Here is an 18729-nt window from a genome sequence, read left to right on the forward strand (position 1 = left end):
TATCACTGCAAAGAAAAACAAAATTTACATTGCATTGCTTTTGTTACTTGTTGCTGCTGCAACAATTTTAAATGTCGTTCCTCCTTTGCTGATGAAAAAATTGATAGATTACAATTTTACGCTGAAAACTGAGGACAAACTTATTTTTACGGCGGTTATTTATTTAATGGTTATTTTTGCAACAGGTGTTGTTAATTTTTTTAGGGAAGCAGTTCTTACAGTGTTGGGTCAGAATATAACCATGGATATTCGTCTCTTGATGATGGAAAAACTTGAAAAAATCAGTGCTTCTTATTTTTCAAAAAATGAATCAGGACAAATATCTTCTAGATTAATAAATGATGTGGATGCTGTAAGTTCAATGTTTACTTCAGGAATAGCCGGAATGGCTATAGATTTGCTTAAAATAATAGGAGTGCTAATTTCTGTTTTTTATTTAAGCAAAGGCCTTGGAATAATAGCCCTAATGCTGTTGCCGGTAATTTATTTTATAACTAGATTTTTTCAAAAGAAAATGCTTGGGGCTCAAATTGAAAACAGGATACAGGTGGGGGAAGTCAACAACCATATTGCTGAAAGCTTCAAAAACATCTTCATGATAAAGTCATTTTTCAAAGAAAGTTACATGGAAGGCAAGTATGGCTTAATACTTGAAAACAATTATGAAACCGTGGAAAAGGTAAACTTTTATGATTCAATATTTTCACCAATAATTAGGATAATCCGTGCTGCAGTTATTGCTTTTATTGCAGTTATGTGTTCTAAGGAACTTGATTATCTAGGTATTTCCGTAGGTATGGCAGCAGCAAGCATAGATTTAATATCCAGTCTGTTCACACCTGTGGAAAATCTGGGAATGGAGCTTCAAAGCATACAAAAATCATTGTCCGGCGTTAAAAGGGTGGATGAATTTTTAAGTGAAGAGGAAGACATAAAAGAAACAAAAGAAATATTTAATTTTGATATAAACAACGTTGATATAAGATTCAACAATGTATCATTTGCCTATGATAAAGGAAATGAAGTTTTAAAAGACATTAACTTTCAAATTAATCCATGTGAAAAAGTAACATTCACTGGAAGAACGGGGGTTGGAAAATCAACTCTTTTTAAGCTGATTGTAGGGCTGTTGAAACCTACTGAAGGAAGTATCACAATTAATGGAACAGATGTTTTTCAAATACAAAACAAGGACAAGAGGAAAATATTTGGTTATGTTGAGCAGAACTTCCATATGATAAAGGGAACTGTTGCAGATCAGGTAAGCCTTGGAGATTGTGACATTACAATGGATCAGATAAAAAATGCCTTGAACATGGTAGGATTACTGGAATATGTAGAGGGATTCGAACAGGGATGCAGCACTATTGTTCAAAATGAAAATATTTTTTCCCAGGGCCAAAGACAGCTTTTGTCTATAGCAAGAGCACTGGTAAACAATCCTCCCATATTGATACTTGATGAAATTACGGCAAATCTTGATCAGGTAACTGAAGAAAAAATAGTTTCTGTTCTTGAAAAAGCATGTGAAAACAGAACAATACTCACAATATCCCACCGCCTGTCATCAATGGCAGCATCAGACAAAATTGTAATACTTGAAGCAGGAAGAGTAAAAAATATTGGAACACCTGAAATGCTTCTAAAAAATGATCAGTGGTACAAAAATCATATGAAGCTAGAAAATCTAACATGGACATAAAAATAAAGCATCTGGGATGCTTTATTTTTATGCTTATTAATTTCTTTCAAATACAAATTCTCCGCCTATCATTGTTTTTTCTGCTCTTATATCTTTTATTTCATTGTGTTCTACAGTGAAAATGTCTCTGTCTATAACAACCAGATCGGCAAGAAAGCCTTCCTTGATTCTTCCTTTTGAAAATTCCTTGAATTCATTAAATGCACTGCCAATAGTATATGCATCAACACAATCATAAACGTCCATTTTTTCAACCGGATTAAATCCTCCCTCAGGTTTCAAGTCCATTCCCTGTCTTGTTACTGCACAGTAGATGTTGTTGAATGGATTTAAATCTTCAACAGGAGAGTCTGTTCCGAAACTTATTACTGCTCCAAGATTTTTAAGTGTGTTAAAGGCATATGATGTGGAGGCCAATTCTTTCCCGACTCTTGATGCAACAACTTTCAAGTCACAATCCAAAAATATAGGCTGGTACATTACAGGTATGTTAAGATTTGCAATTCTTCTAAGCTGTTCCATGCTTGTAATCTGGCAGTGAACAATGCCGTGGCGAAGTGGATTTTTCAAGCCTTTCATTGTTTTCTCATATGCATTTATGACGCTTTCAACTGCACCGTCTCCTATGGCGTGGGTTACTACCCTTATGTTGTTTTTTGAAGCTAAATCACACAAACTTTGAAGCTGCTCATCACTTAAAGCTGCAACTCCCTTAGTGTCAGGAGCATCAAAGTATGGATTTATCATCAATGCTGTTCTTCCACCCAAGGAACCATCCTTGAAAAGCTTCAAGGCACCTCTGGAAAGGTATGTTTCATCATATACGCCTGTTTTAAATTCTGTATTCAAATATTTTTCAAAGTCCTCAATTTTCTGAAAATTAAACTGATGACTGTACCTGAGTATCGTTTTTTTATTTTTATATATGCTGCTGATTAAGTCAAACATATTTTGAAAGTCTGATTCCATTATGTCACAGGATTGAATGGATGTTAGCCCCATGCTTACTGCATAAGACACAGCTTTCAAAAATTCATTTTCTCTGTCTTGAATTTCTTTTTTAGGAATTGCCTCCTTAATTAAACGTGTTGCATTTTCGTTGAACACTCCGTTTGGTTTGCCGTCAGGTCCAAGTTCAATGACTCCACCGTCAACATATGTGTTTTCATCAACTCCAAGAACTTCCAATGCTTTTGTGTTGCCTGATACTATATGGCTGCAAACTCTTTCGAACACAACCGGAATGTCAGTTGAAATTTTATCAAGGTCAAAACGGTTTAAATTTCGTTTTTCTCCTTCTTGAAAATTATCCTGATTCCATCCTCTTCCCTTGAGTGCCTTGAGACCAGGATTTGAACGGATGAAGTTTTTACCTATATCAATTATTTCATCAATTGATTTTGCAGATGTCAAATTGCATGAAGTCATAGCATCTCCAACAAGTGAAATATGCATGTGGCTGTCGTTTAAACCAGGAATTACAGTCTTGCCATCAAGATCAATTATTTTGTCTGCACTGTTTTTAAGTATTTCTTCATCTGAGCCTACTTGTTTAATAATGTCGTTTTCAATCAGCACTGCTTCTTTAAAAACATTTTTTTCTACATAAAACTTTCCGTTTTTCAAAATTGTTTTCAAAATATCATCTCCTTATAGAAATTTTGCATTTATAATAAACACTGCAGAAATCTTCAGTCAAATGTTTTCCATATAAATTCAGTATAACAGAAATTTAGTACTGTTTCAACGATGTTGAAGAGGTCGAATCATAAAATATAAATTTGTTGCTTAAGTGTCAAGAAAACGGGTATATAAGAATCATAATAAATGTACTTAAATTTTAGGAGGAATAAATGAAAATATATGATTTTAAAGTAAAAGATGCAGAAGATAAAGAAGTATCTTTATCAGAATATGAAGGAAAAGTATTGCTTGTTGTAAACGGTGCAACAGGATGTGGCTTTACAAAGCAATACGATGGACTGGAAAAGCTATATGGTAAATATAAAAATGACGGTTTTGAAATCCTCGACTTTCCAAGCAATCAGTTTTTAGGTCAGGCACCGGGAACCAATGAAGAAATAGTTGGTTTTTGCAGGCTGAACTTTGGAGTTGATTTCAAACAGTTTTCAAAAATTGAAGTTAATGGCGAAAATCAAGAACCATTGTATAAATATTTGAAGACTGCAGCTGTTGAATATAGAAACAAGGAAACTTTAGATTTTTATGAAAAAGTTGCTCAGTACACACCGGGCATAGCAGATGATGATATCAGATGGAACTTTACAAAATTTTTAATTGACAAGGATGGAGAAGTTGTAGGAAGATTTGCTCCAAACATAACTCCTGAAGAAATCGATCAACATGTTGCAAGGTTAATATCCGGCGAAGAAGTTGAAATTGTGTGTCATCCTGATTTCTCACAAGGTTGCCTGTAACAATTAAGAATGAAGAATTAAAAACAAAGGCTTTGTGAATGAACAAAGCCTTTTTAATCGTGTCTTATTTTAACAAATCCTCATATTCAGGATGCTTTTCAAACCAGCCCACAGCGTAAGAGCAGGTTGCAACCGCTTTTTTATTTTTTGCTTTTCAGTTCCTGAGCTAGTTCCGACAGAAGTTTATCTGCTACGCCCTGTCCTCTCAAAGAGCCATCCACAAATGTATGGTTTATGTCTACAGTGTTATCAGAAGTTTCCGGAAATGTTACTTCCGCAATTGTTTTTCCTTCTTCATTGTTAAGGAATATTCTGCTTTTTTCATGTTTGAATTCCATAAATACCTCCAATATTCATTTGATTAGTAAATAAAACATACATTAAAACTCTGCAGGTGTCAAGCTTCATTAAGCTTAATAATTTTTATTGGTAGTAATAAAAAAGATTAATGTATATAAATCAGGGTATAAATTATCGTGGTAAAGGTAAAAACTTTATATTGGTAACATATGTTACAGAAAAAGTGTTGGTTTTATTTTATGATGTACCTACAAACAAACTAAAAAAATCTGGAGGAATTAAAAAATGGAAAATGCAATGTTTTGTTATCAATGTCAAGAAACTGCCGGATGCACAGGCTGCACAAAAGTCGGAGTATGCGGAAAGAAACCTGAAACAGCAAGAATGCAAGACCTACTTATATATACATCAAAAGGATTGTCTGAAGTAACTACAAGACTCAGAAAAGAAGGAAAAGAAATTGAATCTGATGTAGATTTCCTGATTACACTGAACTTGTTTACAACAATCACAAATGCAAACTTTGATGATGATGTATTTTATGACAGAGTAAAAATGACAATAAAAGTTAAAAATGACTTATTAAATAAATTAACAAATAAAGAAAACTTAAGCGAAGCTGCTTTATGGACGTCAGAAGATGAAAATGAATTTGACAAAAAAGCAATGACAGTTGGTGTACTTGCAACTGAAAATGAAGATGTAAGAAGCTTAAGAGAACTCATCACTTACGGATTAAAAGGTATGTCAGCATACGTTAAGCATGCAAATGCTTTAGGATTCAATGATGTTTCAGTAAATGCCTTCATGCAGGAAACTTTGGCTAAACTCCTTGACGATACATTAACAGCAGATGAACTTGTTGCACTTACAATGGAAACAGGGAAATTCGGCGTTAACGGAATGGCACTTTTGGACAATGCTAACACAAGCACATACGGAAACCCTGAAATTACAAAGGTAAACATCGGTGTTGGAACAAACCCTGGAATCCTTGTTTCAGGCCATGACCTTAAAGACCTTGAAGCACTTTTGATTCAGACTGAAGGCACCGGGGTTGATGTTTACACACATTCAGAAATGCTTCCTGCTCACTACTATCCACATTTGAAAAAATACAAACACTTAGTAGGAAACTACGGAAATGCATGGTGGAAACAAAAAGAAGAATTCGAATCATTCAACGGACCAATTCTTATGACAACAAACTGTATTGTACCGCCTAAAGACAGCTACAAAGACAGATTGTTTACAACAGGAGCTGCCGGATATCCAGGATGCAAACACTTTGAAGGTTTCTCAGGAGACAAGAAGGATTTCTCAGAAATCATCGAACTTGCAAAGAAATGCCCTGCACCTACAGAAATTGAAACAGGAGAAATAATCGGAGGATTTGCTCACGAACAGGTATTTGCACTGGCTGACAAGGTTATTGATGCAGTTAAATCAGGAGCAATCAAGAAGTTCTTCGTTATGGCAGGATGTGACGGAAGAGCAAAATCAAGAAATTACTACACTGAATTTGCACAGGCACTTCCAAAGGATGCTGTAATATTGACAGCAGGCTGCGCTAAATACAAGTACAACAAGTTAGACTTAGGCGATATCGGTGGAATTCCAAGAGTTCTTGATGCTGGACAGTGCAATGACTCATATTCATTGGCATTAATCGCTTTGAAACTGAAAGAAGTGTTCGGACTTGACGATGTAAATGAGCTTCCTATAGCTTACAACATTGCATGGTATGAGCAAAAAGCAGTTATAGTTCTTCTTTCACTGTTGTACCTTGGAGTTAAGAACATTCATTTAGGACCTACACTTCCTGCATTCCTTTCACCAAACGTGGCAAAAGTATTGGTTGATACTTTTGGAATAGCTGGAATAGGAACTGTTGAAGACGATTTAAAAATATTTTTAGGTTAATAAAATTAAAATTAAAAATTAAGAGTGAAGAATTAATAATTAATAGCCAATTAGGGCAAATTATTATTAATTGCCAACAAAGGAGATATCATATGAAAGAAGTTACAAAAGGAATGTATATAGGCGAAGTTCTTCAGATGGACAGAGGACTTGCAGAAATATTGATGAACGCCGGCATGCACTGCCTGGGCTGCCCTTCTTCACAAATGGAAACAATTGAAGAAGCAGCAATGGTTCACGGTTTCAATGTTGATGATTTACTAAATCAGCTGAATAATTACCTTAAATCAGCAGAATAATAAACAGATGAGCATGATTAATTCATGCTCATTATTATAAATAGGAAAAATTGGAGGAAATATGAGCGCATTTTTAGGGCCAATACACTTTTGGCTGTATAATAAAATTAAAATTCAAAACAAAATAGTTGAAGAAATACTGGATTTATCAGAAGAAAAGGGATTAAATCTTAGAAAAGATCTCTACAGTGAGTTTGGTGACGGAGAGTTAAAAGAACTTGATCAGGTTATAGACACATCAAACATTCATGGCTGGCTTCAGGATCAAATCATAAAGGTGGAAAACAAACTGGCGATTTCAGTAACCCAAATAATCAATAAAGATTCAGATTCAATAAAAACATTGAAGGACATTTTCTACAACAACGGAGTGAAAGCTTCTGCATTAAATGAAAATTCATCAGTTGAAGAAGCATTCAAATCAATAAATGACACACTTCTTGACGGAATGCCCTGCGACCACGCACTAGGGGTTATATCACAGGATGAAAATGAAGCAGTTTGGAAAAGATATGAATGTGTACACGGCAGATTCTGGGAAGCTGCAAAAGGAGACATCGCCGTATATTATTCATTGAGAGATGAATTCATAAAAGGACTAGTTGAAAAAGCAAATTTAAATTATGAGAAAATAGATGAAACAACAAGTAAAATTTTCAGGAGGTAAAAATGAACAGTGTTGAATTAATGGTAAAGGAACATGACAATATACTCAGAATGCTAAAGGTTGTCCGCAAAGCATGCATGAACATTTTAAATGGCGGCGAAATAAATTATGATGATTTCAACAACATGATTGATTTCGTAAGGAAATATGCAGATGCCCATCACCATGGAAAGGAAGAAAAGTTTCTTTTCAAGGAAATGCAGCTTAAACTTGGAAAGCTGGGAGAAAATCTAATCACTCATGGAATGCTGGTTGAGCATGATTACGGAAGACTTTACATGAATGATCTTACAGAAGCACTTCACAGAGTTAAAAACGGAGATGAAGAAAGCAAGCTTGATGTAATAAGCAACGCTATTGGATATGCTTCTCTTCTCACGAGACACATAAACAAAGAAAATGATGCAGTATACAAGTTCGGAGAAAACAATCTTCCTGCAGATGTGATGGAAGAAATAAACAAAAAGTCTGAAGAATTTGAAAATGAAGCAGAAAAACAAGGAATACAGAAACATTATATTGATATGTTAGAAAATCTGGAGAAAAAATACCACGCTTAAAAATAATTTCATGTTTATTGCAGATAATAAGAAAAAATATCTGGAGGAAAACATGAATTATAGAAATACAGAAAGCAGCATTGTTTTTAACGACAATCAGTTTACTAAAAGAATTATTTTTGAAGATGAAGATGTATTAAGTTTTGTTCTTAATTTAAAGCCCGGTCAGTCGCTTCCAACACATCAGCATGAAAATTCAGCTTTAACATTTATTGTTATTCAAGGAAAAGGTGAAGTGCAGGTTGGAGAGGAAGTGCAGAAGATCCAAAAAGGCTCGGCAGTTCTTGCCAAGGGAAAGGAATCCTTTGGAATACCAAGCGTTGAAGAAGACCTATCCATTTTTGTCACATTAACTCCTAAACCAAACAACACAAAATTTGCTCAGGAAATAGGATAAAAATTATGGGGCTGTTGCATTAAGTGTATTCGTGTCATCCTGAGCGTTAGCGAAGGATCTCATCTTTTGAAATTCTGAGATTCTTCGGGCTAAAGCCCTCAGAATGACATAATAATCACTTATGTGACAGTCCCTGGAAACTATAGGAGGAAAAATGTTTAAAATAACTGATACAGTAAGTTGGGTCGGAAAAATCGACTGGGAGCTTGAACGTTTCCACGGCGATGAGTATTCAACACACAAAGGCTCATCATACAATTCATATTTAATCAGAGACGAAAAAACAGTGCTTATAGATACCGTATGGGAACCATATGCAAAAGAATTTATTAATAACCTTAAAAAAGAAATAGAGCTGGACAAAATTGATTACATAATCATGAATCATTCAGAAGTTGACCATGCAGGTGCTCTTCTTGAACTCATGAAGAAAATACCTAACACTCCTGTATACTGCACAAAAAACGGAGCAAAAATAATCAAGGGGCTCCACCACAAGGATTTTAATTTTGTTGAAGTTAAAACCGGGGATACACTGGACATTGGAAAAAACAAGCTTGTGTTTGTGGAGGCAAGAATGCTTCACTGGCCTGATTCAATGATGACGTACATGTCTGGTGAAAACATTCTGTTCAGCAACGATGCATTCGGTCAGCACTATGCTTCTGAGCTCATGTACAACAATCTTGTGGATCAGGATGAACTTTATGATGAAGCCATAAAATACTATGCAAATATCCTCACACCTTTTTCTAAGTTTGTAACTGCTAAAATCAATGAAGTGCTTAATATGAAAATCCCGGTGAATATGATTTGCCCCAGCCACGGGATAATATGGAGAGATAATCCTCTGCAGATTGCTGAAAAGTACTTGGAGTGGGCTGATTCATACCACGAAAATCAAGTTACAATAATTTATGATACAATGTGGAATGCAACCCGCAGAATGGCAGAAGCAATTGCTGAAGGAATAAGGGCAAAGGATCCATCTGTGGATGTTAAATTGTATAACTGTGCAAAGAGGGATAAAAACGACATAATTACGGAAATTTTCAAATCGAAAATGATTCTGGTGGGTTCCTCTACAATAAATAATGGTATTTTATCCGCAACAGCAGGTATTCTTGAGATGATTAAAGGCCTCAAGTTTACGGGAAAGAAGGCTGCAGCGTTCGGCTCCTACGGCTGGAGCGGCGAATCAGTGAAAATCATCCATGATGAACTTAAGGAAGCAAAATTTGAAGTGGTTTCTGAAGGAATAAAAGAACTTTGGAGCCCGGATGCTGATTCACTTGAAAGATGCAGGGAATTTGGGAAAAACATCATATAAACGTCTTCGGACGTTTTTTTTGCAAATAAAGGAAATCCAGTATAAAATGTAAGTGAGATTAAATTAGCATAAACAAAAATATTGCTATACTAAAAACAATAGTTTATAATGTAATAATTAATTCTAAAGAATATTATTCTTTGGAATATTTTAGGTAAATTGAAAAAGAAAGGTAGTGGTGTTAGGGTTGGAAAAAAAGCTGGCATTGTATGGCTTTAATAATCTTACTAAATCTCTTAGCTTTAACATTTACGATGTTTGCTATGCCAAAAGCGAGAGAGAACAAAAGGAGTATATAGAATATATTGATGAGCAATATAATTCTGAAAGGCTTACGAAAATATTGTGCAATGTAACGGATGTTATAGGAGCACACATTCTGAATATTTCCAAGCAGGACTATGATCCTCAAGGCGCTTCGGTTAATATTCTGATTGCGGAAGGAGCATTGACCCCGGAAGAAATAGATGAATCATGCAACCAAGGTATCATAGGATGCAAGAAAAAATTGGAGCATGAAACAATACATGCACATTTGGACAAAAGTCATGTAACCGTTCATTCTTACCCGGAGCATCATCCTGAAAATGCCATATCAACATTCCGAGTTGACATAGATGTTTCTACGTGCGGGCAGATTTCACCTCTTAATGCATTGGATTATCTTATTGACAGTTTTGATTCTGATATAATCACAATAGATTACCGTGTCAGAGGTTTTACAAGAGATGTTTCGGGCAAAAAGTTTTTCATAGACCACGATATAAAATCTATTCAGGATTATATAGACAAGGAAACTTTGAAAAAGTATGACGCCATAGATATAAATGTGTTTCAGTCAAATACATTTCATACAAAGATGCTCATAAAGGACATTGATTTGCAGAACTATCTTTTTAACAAGGATGTCAATGAGCTTGCTCCTAAGAAAAGGCTTGAAATTTCAGACAGCTTGAGGAAAGAAATGATTGAAATTTTCAGCGGAATGAATATTTTTCAGGAGGATAAATAAATGGAATTATGGTTTACAGAAGAGCACACTAAAGATGTAAGATTCACCATCAGGGTGGATGAACAGCTTGAAAGCGTGCAGAGCGATTTTCAAAAAATTGATGTTTTTCAAACTCCGGAGTTTGGGAAAGTGCTGGTTATAGACGGATATATTATGCTTACTGAAAAGGACGAGTTCGTATATCATGAAATGATAACACATGTACCCATGTCAGTTAATCCAAACATTAAAAAGATTCTTGTAATCGGAGCAGGAGACGGAGGAACAGTAAGGGAACTCACACGCTACAATACGGTTGAAAGAATAGACATGGTTGAAATCGACAAAATGGTTGTTGATGTGTGTGTGGACCATATTCCACAAACAGCATGCAAATTGAGCCATGAAAAAGTCAATTTATATTTTGAGGATGGTTTGAAGTTTGTAAAGACCAAAGAAAACGAATATGATCTGATAATTGTGGATTCAACAGATCCTGTTGGCCCGGGAATGGAACTTTTTACAGTCGATTTTTACGAAAATTGCTTCAAGGCTCTGAAAGAAGACGGAATTCTTGTGAATCAGCATGAAAGCCCATACTATGCAAGGGAAGCAGCAGCAATGCAGCGTGCTCATGAAAAAATCAAGAAGGTGTTCCCTGTTGCTAAAGTATACCAGGCACATATCCCTACTTATGGTTCAGGTCACTGGCTGTTTGGGTTTGCTTCAAAGAAGTATGACCCCATAAACCATATGGATGAAGAAGCATGGAACAAGCTTGGGTTAAAAACAAAGTACTACAACAGTGCTCTTCACAAAGGAGCATTTGCACTTCCAAACTACGTGCTTGAAATGCTTGAACAAAATATATAGCTATTTGGCAGCGAACTTTCATTTGATTGAAGTGTTCGCTGCTTTAATATTTATAGAGAAAGTTAAATTTTTAATTAATCTTAAAACGATTGCCATATGTTGCTGATTTGATTATAATATATTAAATATCAGCAAAGGGAGTTTAATATGAAGATTGAAAATGTTGCTTTAATAGGAATGGGAGCCGTAGGAACTGTATACGGCAATATACTTAACAATCACTTTGGCAATAATTTTGCCGTTATATCTGATGCTTCACGAAAAGAAAGACTGCTTAAACAAGGGTTCACCTTAAACGGAAAAACATTTCACACAAATGTACTGTCAAATGGAGATCTTGATGTAAAATTTGATCTCATAATATTCTGCGTAAAAAATTATCAGCTTGAAGAAGCCATAGAAGATGTTAGAAGTTTTGTTGATGACAACACTATTTTAATTACATTTTTAAACGGCGTGACTGCAAGAACCAGAATTCATGCAGCATATCCAAACAACAAAGTGCTTTATGGACTGTCCATGAAAATTGATGCCCAAAGAGTTGAAAATGGAGTTATAAACACAGAAGACGGTGAAATTCATTTTGGTGAAGCCGACAACACAGTATTGTCTCCTGAAGTAAAGGCAGTGCAGGAATGCTTCAACGATTCCGGAATTAAAAGCATAGTATTTCCGGACATGATCAGAATGATATGGAAAAAGTTCATGCTGAATGTCGGAGTGAATCAGGTAACGGCTGTTACAAGAGCCCCTTACGGCAAAGTGACAAAAATAGGTACAAACCTTACTCTTTTCAGAGAAGCCATGATGGAGGTTCTTTCAATAGCCAAAGCTTCAAACATTGACCTTCGGGAAGAAGACGTAGAAGATTTTGTAACATTAATGAATAATTTTTCTCCTTCAGGAAGGACATCCATGTTACAGGATGTGGAAGCAAGGCGCAAGACTGAAGTTGATTATTTTGCAGGAACAGTTGTTGAACTAGGGAAAAAACTTAACATTCCAACACCGGTCAATTATGTTTTGTACTGCATAATTAAGTCGCTGGAAGAATTATACTAATAATAAAAATGATATTTTGTTGACAAACATAGATTGGAAAGGTAAAATATATTTTATGCAAATACAAGCTTAACTTGAAGGTAAATTATGATAAGAAGAAAAGAAAAAGTAGAAGATGTAAAGAATTTAACACTGGTCGGACATCTGACTGAATTGAGAAAAAGGCTTGTTTATTCAAGCATAGTGCTTTTGGTTGCTATTTTAGGATGCTATAATTTTTCTGAGTCTGTAGTCAAGGATATAATAGGAATAGTTCCTGAAATTCAATTTGTCTTTATAGCACCTGCAGAACTTCTGATGTCATATGTGAAAATAGCTGTAATAGGCGGATTTGTTATAGCAGCACCATTTCTGGTTCTTCAGTTGTGGCTGTTTATAAGCCCGGGGCTTAAGAAAACAGAAAAAACAACAATTGCCGTTTCATTGTTTGTAGGCGGAATATTTTTTATAGTCGGAATTGTATTTTCCTACATGGTCGTTATGCCTATAATGCTCAGATTCTTCATGGGTTTCCAGATTGAAGAGATTCAGGAAATGATAAGCTTTGAAAATTACCTAAGTTTTGTCATAAGAACATTGTTGTCCTTTGGACTGATATTTGAGCTTCCAATAATAATGGTAATTCTGACAAAATTCAGAATAGTTAAAGTTTATTTCCTCAAACAGAACAGAAAATATTTCATTCTGGCCATATTTGTAATAGCTGCAATATTAACGCCTCCTGATGTAATAACCCAGACGCTTTTGGCAGCACCAATGCTTCTTTTGTTTGAAGTTGGAATAATTCTCTCCACATTGGTTGAAAAAACCAACAAGAAGAAGGCAGAAGACAAAGTGGAAGATTAACAATTGACATTAAAAACATACAGCTATATAATGTAATAAAGAACTTTTAAACAGGACAGAAATGTCCTGTTTTTTAGAATAGGAGATATTAATGAATAAAAAAGTAATGGTTGCCATGAGCGGCGGGGTTGACAGCTCAGTTGCCGCAGTACTTTTGAGGGACCAGGGTTACGACATATGCGGTGCTACGTTAAAACTCTTTTCAAATGAAGATGTAGAAACCTCATGCAGAACAAGAACTTGCTGCTCCTTAGAGGATGTGGAGGATGCAAGAAGGGTATGCTACAAAATAGGTATAGAGCATTTTGTTTTTAACTTCGGAGAAAAATTCAAGGAAGAAGTTATGCATAAGTTTGCTCATAGCTATGAAATGGGAAACACGCCTAATCCGTGCATAGACTGCAATAGATATATAAAGTTTTCAAAACTTATCCAAAGAGCAATTTTAATGGAAAAAGATTATATAGCAACTGGTCATTACGCACAAATTGAACTGGACAAAGGAAGCGGAAGATATTTGCTTAAAAAAGCCGTTGATGCTTCAAAGGACCAAAGCTACGTCCTTTACGTTCTTTCTCAGCATGATTTGTCCAGGACGCTTTTGCCACTTGGTGGAATGTACAAAACAGACGTTCGCAAAATTGCTGAAGAAAGAGATCTTATTAACGCAAGGAAGCCTGACAGCCAGGACATATGCTTTGTTAAAGACGGAGATTATGCCGGATTTCTTGAAAATATAATGGGTGTTGAATCCCCACGTGGAAATTTCGTTGACACGGAAGGTAAGGTTATTGGACAGCACCAGGGCATCATCCATTACACCGTTGGACAAAGAAAGGGTCTTGGGGTTGCTTTCGGAAAACCTGCTTATGTAGTAAGCAAAAACAAGAATATGAACACTGTTACAATTGGAGACGAAAAAGACTTGTATTCAAACAGGTTGACGGCTTCAGACATTAACATGATTGCTCTTGAAAAACTCACTGCACCAATGAAAGCAATGGTGAAGACAAGGTACAGCCAAAAGGAAACTGAGGCTACTCTTCATCCTGTTGATGATGATAAAATGCTTGTGGAGTTCAAAGATAAACAAAGAGCAATAACTCCCGGACAGGCAGCTGTTTTTTATGATGGAGATATTGTAATAGGCGGCGGAACAATAATTTAACAATCGACAGCATGCATAGCATGCTGTTTTTGTTTATCTGCACAGTAATTGGGTATCATTTATAAAAATGAAGAATTTGGAGGAGACATGATAAGGGAGATTAAAAAGACCGTTGAAGGAGCCAGAGCTGTTGACGGTGCAGGAGTAAGATTGGTAAGGGTAATAGGACATAAGGACGTTGAGGATTTTGATCCGTTTTTGATGCTTGATGCATTTGATTCAACAAATCCGGAGGATTACATCAAAGGATTTCCGTGGCATCCCCACAGAGGAATTGAGACTATAACATATCTTATAAATGGAGATATAGAACATGGTGACAGCCTGGGGAACAAGGGGAGCATAAAGGATGGATGCTGTCAATGGATGACTGCAGGAAGAGGAATAATGCATCAGGAAATGCCCCAGGCATCAGACAGAATGCTTGGCACTCAGCTATGGCTTAATCTTCCTGCAAAGGATAAAATGACGGAACCTGCTTACTGTGACATTACAAATGACATGGTGCCGGTTGTTCATGAAAACAATGCAGAAATAAGGGTAATTTCAGGTGATTATAAGAAAAATACTAGCACTGTATTTGGCAATTATGTAAAAATGCTTTATCTTGATGTTTCTTTGAAACCAAATGCTGTATGGAATTTGAAGATTGACAAGGAAAATACTTTGTTTGTATATATAGTCGAGGGCGAAGGCTTTTTCGGCACATCAGAAGAACTTGTTAAAAGCAGGAGAGCACTGTTATTTGGTGAAGGTGATGAGTTTAAAGTAAAGACTTCTGACAGTGAAATAAGATTTTTCCTGCATGCAGCAAAGCCTCTAAAAGAACCTGTAGCATGGGGAGGCCCTATTGTAATGAACACAAGAGAACAGCTTAACCAAGCTTTCAAGGCGCTTGAAGAAGGAACATTCATAACACATTAATAAAGATGGCTTATGCCATCTTTATAAACAAATATTTTATTCTGGTGAAAACATATCTTTGCCAACACCGCACAATGGGCAAACCCAATCATCCGGCAAAGCATCAAAAGATGTTCCAGGAGCGATTCCGTTGTCCGGATCTCCTTCGGCTGGATCATAAACATAACCACAAGCGTCGCATACGTATTTTTGCATAGTTTCCTCCTAAATTATATTTTGTTCACTTATTATTTTAATATATTATAAACAAAAGTCAACCAAAAAAGGAAATGATTTTCTCCATATAAGTAATGAGACTGCTTTATCAAATTTTAAAAGAAATGTAGACACCTATTATTTTTATATATATAATGATGTAAAATAATAATATGAGGTAATTATGGCAATAAATAAGGTTGTAAGAGCTGCCCTTAAGGCATTGTCCTACAAAGACATAGATGTTAAAAAAAATTATGAGCTTCAGCGAAATTTTGTAAATATTACTCACAGGCACTACCTTAAGCCGTTCTTCAAGACATGGGACTGCGAGGTTGATTCTGAAAATCACAGCATACCTGTGAGAATTTTTTCTCCTGAAAAGGAAGGAGATTATCCCATGCTTCTTTTTTTTCACGGAGGAGGATGGGTTACAGGAAACATAGATTCTTACAGCAAAGTGTGCGCCAATATGGCAAGAATAACAAATCACAACGTCGTTTCAGTGGATTACAGGCTTGCTCCTGAACATCCGTTTCCGGCCGGGCTGGAAGACTGTTATCAGGCAGCGAAGGCCTTTATAACTAAGGAAGAAAACAATTTTAAAGAAATCACCATAATAGGAGACAGCGCAGGAGGCAACTTAGCTGCTGCATTGTCCCTCATGGCCAGGGAAAGGAAGGAATTCAGCATTAAAAAGCAGATATTGATATATCCTTCCACTTACAATGACCACAGCGAAACATCACCATTTCAGTCTGTTCATTTAAACGGAACTGATTACCTTCTCACATCCAAAAGAGTATGTGATTACATGGAATTATATAAATCAAATTACAGCGATTATTCAAATCCTTATTTTGCTCCACTCCTTGCAGATGATTTGTCAGATCAGCCTGAAACGCTTATAATAACGGCTGAATTTTGCCCTCTCAGAGATGAAGGAGAGGAATACGGAAGGAAACTTCGAGCTGCCGGAAATAAAGTTGAAATATTCCGAATCAAGGATGCCCTCCACGGATTTTTTGCTCTTCCTCCAAGCTTTCCGCAGGTGAAGATTTGCTATGAAATAATAAACCGTTTTTTAGATGAGGTGAGAAACGTTGAAGAATAAAAGAGTATCAGAATGGAGCAAGCTGGACAATGCTGCCAAAATATTTCCCCCAAACAGCAAAAACAGCGATACAAAGGTGTTCAGATTTGCATGTGAACTGTATGAAAATGTTGACAAAAATGCACTTCAGAGCGCTCTTGACATTACAATTGAAACATTTCCTCTTTACAAGTCCATAATAAAGAGCGGCTTGTTCTGGTATTATTTTGAAAAAAGCCACTTCAAGGCAGTTGTAACTGAGGAAAATCTTCCTCCGTGCTCGACATTGTACGATAAAAACAACAAGACGCTTCTTTTCAGGGTTATGTACTTTAAAAAACGCATAAGCTTTGAGGTATATCACGCATTGTCTGACGGCGCCGGTGCGCTGCAGTTTTTCAAAACTCTTGTTTTTCATTACATAACAATAAAGCACGAAGGCCAATTTAAGGAACATGTTCCTGTATTGTTGAGCGATGCTTCTAGAACGCAGAAAATGGACGACAGCTTTCAAAAATATTATTCCAAGACAAGTACATCTAATGGCAAAAAAAGTCAGAAGGCTTTTAGAATAAGGGGTTTGAAGCTGCCTGAATACAGAATACGAATTATAGAAGGTGTTATTCCTGTTGATTCAATACTTACAAAGGTAAAGGAATACAACACATCTCTTACCATATTTTTAGCTGCAATATTAATGATTGCAATCAACGATGAAATCCCTGCAAGACTAAAGAAAAGACCTGTTGTTTTAAGCATACCTGTAAACCTGAGAAATTATTATTATTCCCAGACAGCCAGAAATTTCTTCGGGGTAATAAATGTTGATTATAATTTTTCGAGGGGGAGCAACGAAATAGAGGAAGTTATAGAAGCTTTAAAAAACAGTTTCAGGGAAAACTTGACTCCGGAACACCTTGGAAGAAGGATAAACTCTTTGGCTTCACTTGAACACAATTATTTATTGAGAGCCATCCCTTTGTCAGTAAAGGACTTTTTTCTTAAAATTGCCAACAGCTTTGTTGACAGAAGCTATACTTCAACATTGTCAAATGTGGGAAAGGTAAACATGCCTGATGAAATAAAGCCATTCATTTCATCCTTTGATATTTTTGTAAGCACAAACAAGCTTCAGGCTTGTGTATGCTCCTACGAAAACATATTGAGAATAAGTTTTACTTCTGCTTTCGTTAGCACGGAAATTCAAAGGCGGTTTTTTAAAACACTTACTGACATGGGTATACCCGTTGACATAGCATCCAACAAAGTTGATGAAGAATAGGAGTGCTTTATGAAATATTGTAATAACTGTAAAGTAAATGTAGTGGGAAATCGAAAATATTGCCCTCTTTGTCAGGAAGCAATAAAGGGCGACCCCAATGATGAAGTATTTCCAACCATATCGTTTGTATACAGAGAACATGGGTTGTTCTTTAAAATAATGCTGCTTGCTTCAATAGTCATAGCCACAGTGTCTGTAGCATTTAATATTCTTTTTCCTCAAAGGGGAGCATGGTCATTGTTCGTGCTGGGAGGCCTGGGGTCAGTATGGGCCAGCCTGATTACAGCCATAAACAAAAGAAACAACATTCCGAAGAATCTTGTATACCAGGTAATGATTATTTCTGTAATAACAATTTTGTGGGATTTGATAACCGGATGGAGAGGATGGTCCATAACATATGTTATTCCTCTTGTATGCGTGTTTGCCATAATATCAATGGCAATCATTTCAAAGGTCAGAAATCTTCATGTTGAAGATTACATCCTTTACATAATAATTGATGGATTGTTCGGAATAATACCGGTTATATTCATATTGATGGGGCTGGTAAAATCATTGTTTCCTTCGCTGTTGTGCATAGTGACAAGCATAATTTCCCTGTCTACAATACTCATATTCGAGGAACAGAAATTGCGTGCTGAAATAAAAAGACGCCTTCACATGTAAATTAAGAATT

Annotated in this window: 19 protein-coding genes and 1 pseudogene; 17 read left to right on the top strand and 3 right to left on the bottom strand. The window is 36.0% G+C overall.

The genetic code is table 11. The features are described from left to right. A partial coding sequence (locus BN358_RS17550; protein ID WP_019229844.1) for an ABC transporter ATP-binding protein occupies nucleotides 1-1702 on the top strand: 1702 nt, incomplete at its 5' end. A 36-nt stretch (nucleotides 1703-1738) separates the two neighbouring features. On the opposite strand, the gene BN358_RS17555 is transcribed toward BN358_RS17550, so the two are convergent. Then, entirely contained in the window at nucleotides 1739-3340 is a 1602-nt protein-coding gene (locus tag BN358_RS17555; protein ID WP_019229845.1) for an amidohydrolase, read from the bottom strand. Nucleotides 3341-3555: 215 nt separating this feature from the next. Between BN358_RS17555 and BN358_RS17560 the strand changes: the two genes are divergently transcribed. Beyond that, on the top strand, nucleotides 3556-4140 hold the full coding sequence (locus tag BN358_RS17560; protein ID WP_019229846.1) for a glutathione peroxidase: 585 nt from the start codon (nucleotides 3556-3558) through the stop codon (nucleotides 4138-4140). A 64-nt stretch (nucleotides 4141-4204) separates the two neighbouring features. Here the strand turns inward: BN358_RS17560 and BN358_RS17565 are convergent. Next, nucleotides 4205-4478 (bottom strand): annotated as a pseudogene (locus tag BN358_RS17565) (GNAT family N-acetyltransferase). A gap of 247 nt (nucleotides 4479-4725) precedes the next feature. On the opposite strand from BN358_RS17565, the gene hcp reads away from it, so the two are divergent. The 12 genes from hcp to BN358_RS17625 all read left to right on the top strand — a co-directional run bounded on the left by hcp (nucleotide 4726) and on the right by BN358_RS17625 (nucleotide 15480). Beyond that, nucleotides 4726-6363 (top strand): hydroxylamine reductase, encoded by a 1638-nt coding sequence (gene hcp, locus BN358_RS17570; protein WP_019229848.1) that lies wholly within the window; start codon nucleotides 4726-4728, stop codon nucleotides 6361-6363. Nucleotides 6364-6455: 92 nt separating this feature from the next. Continuing rightward, nucleotides 6456-6662: a DUF1858 domain-containing protein gene (locus tag BN358_RS17575; RefSeq protein WP_019229849.1), complete on the top strand. Its 207-nt coding sequence runs from the start codon at nucleotides 6456-6458 to the stop codon at nucleotides 6660-6662. 61 nt (nucleotides 6663-6723) lie between these two features. Next, the gene (locus BN358_RS17580; protein ID WP_019229850.1) at nucleotides 6724-7329 is read left to right on the top strand and encodes a hypothetical protein; all 606 of its coding nucleotides are present in this window, start codon (nucleotides 6724-6726) and stop codon (nucleotides 7327-7329) included. 2 nt (nucleotides 7330-7331) lie between these two features. After that, the gene (locus tag BN358_RS17585) at nucleotides 7332-7889 is read left to right on the top strand and encodes a hemerythrin domain-containing protein (protein WP_019229851.1); all 558 of its coding nucleotides are present in this window, start codon (nucleotides 7332-7334) and stop codon (nucleotides 7887-7889) included. A gap of 52 nt (nucleotides 7890-7941) precedes the next feature. Beyond that, a complete protein-coding gene (locus BN358_RS17590; RefSeq protein WP_019229852.1) occupies nucleotides 7942-8286 on the top strand; it encodes a cupin domain-containing protein in 345 nt (114 codons plus the stop codon). Between the two features lie 154 nt (nucleotides 8287-8440). Continuing rightward, nucleotides 8441-9616, top strand: coding sequence for an anaerobic nitric oxide reductase flavorubredoxin (locus BN358_RS17595; RefSeq protein WP_019229853.1), 1176 nt, complete (start codon nucleotides 8441-8443; stop codon nucleotides 9614-9616). Between the two features lie 175 nt (nucleotides 9617-9791). Next, a complete protein-coding gene (gene speD / locus BN358_RS17600) occupies nucleotides 9792-10628 on the top strand; it encodes an adenosylmethionine decarboxylase (RefSeq protein WP_198018516.1) in 837 nt (278 codons plus the stop codon). Beyond that, entirely contained in the window at nucleotides 10629-11480 is an 852-nt protein-coding gene (gene speE / locus BN358_RS17605) for a polyamine aminopropyltransferase (RefSeq protein WP_019229855.1), read from the top strand. It begins immediately after the preceding gene. Nucleotides 11481-11627: 147 nt separating this feature from the next. Further along, on the top strand, nucleotides 11628-12542 hold the full coding sequence (locus BN358_RS17610; protein ID WP_019229856.1) for a ketopantoate reductase family protein: 915 nt from the start codon (nucleotides 11628-11630) through the stop codon (nucleotides 12540-12542). Between the two features lie 87 nt (nucleotides 12543-12629). Beyond that, nucleotides 12630-13388: a twin-arginine translocase subunit TatC gene (tatC, locus tag BN358_RS17615; protein WP_019229857.1), complete on the top strand. Its 759-nt coding sequence runs from the start codon at nucleotides 12630-12632 to the stop codon at nucleotides 13386-13388. A 91-nt stretch (nucleotides 13389-13479) separates the two neighbouring features. Continuing rightward, nucleotides 13480-14556 (top strand): tRNA 2-thiouridine(34) synthase MnmA, encoded by a 1077-nt coding sequence (gene mnmA / locus BN358_RS17620; protein ID WP_019229858.1) that lies wholly within the window; start codon nucleotides 13480-13482, stop codon nucleotides 14554-14556. A gap of 87 nt (nucleotides 14557-14643) precedes the next feature. Then, a complete protein-coding gene (locus BN358_RS17625; RefSeq protein WP_019229859.1) occupies nucleotides 14644-15480 on the top strand; it encodes a pirin family protein in 837 nt (278 codons plus the stop codon). Between the two features lie 36 nt (nucleotides 15481-15516). On the opposite strand, the gene rd is transcribed toward BN358_RS17625, so the two are convergent. Then, on the bottom strand, nucleotides 15517-15675 hold the full coding sequence (gene rd, locus BN358_RS24765; RefSeq protein WP_019229860.1) for a rubredoxin: 159 nt from the start codon (nucleotides 15673-15675) through the stop codon (nucleotides 15517-15519). Nucleotides 15676-15859: 184 nt separating this feature from the next. Here rd and BN358_RS17630 point away from each other — a divergent pair, with 184 nt between their 5' ends. The 3 genes from BN358_RS17630 to BN358_RS17640 are packed head-to-tail and all read left to right on the top strand — an operon-like array spanning nucleotide 15860 to nucleotide 18719. Beyond that, nucleotides 15860-16789, top strand: coding sequence for an alpha/beta hydrolase (locus BN358_RS17630; protein WP_019229861.1), 930 nt, complete (start codon nucleotides 15860-15862; stop codon nucleotides 16787-16789). Further along, a complete protein-coding gene (locus BN358_RS17635) occupies nucleotides 16779-18050 on the top strand; it encodes a hypothetical protein (RefSeq protein ID WP_019229862.1) in 1272 nt (423 codons plus the stop codon). The genes BN358_RS17630 and BN358_RS17635 overlap by 11 nt, the downstream gene beginning before the upstream one ends. A 9-nt stretch (nucleotides 18051-18059) precedes the next feature. Further along, on the top strand, nucleotides 18060-18719 hold the full coding sequence (locus tag BN358_RS17640) for a DUF6320 domain-containing protein (protein WP_019229863.1): 660 nt from the start codon (nucleotides 18060-18062) through the stop codon (nucleotides 18717-18719). The last annotated feature ends 10 nt before the right edge of the window (nucleotides 18720-18729 follow it).

This window comes from Sedimentibacter sp. B4, from assembly GCF_000309315.1.
GTDB classification, from domain to species: Bacteria; Bacillota; Clostridia; order Tissierellales; family Sedimentibacteraceae; genus Sedimentibacter; species Sedimentibacter saalensis.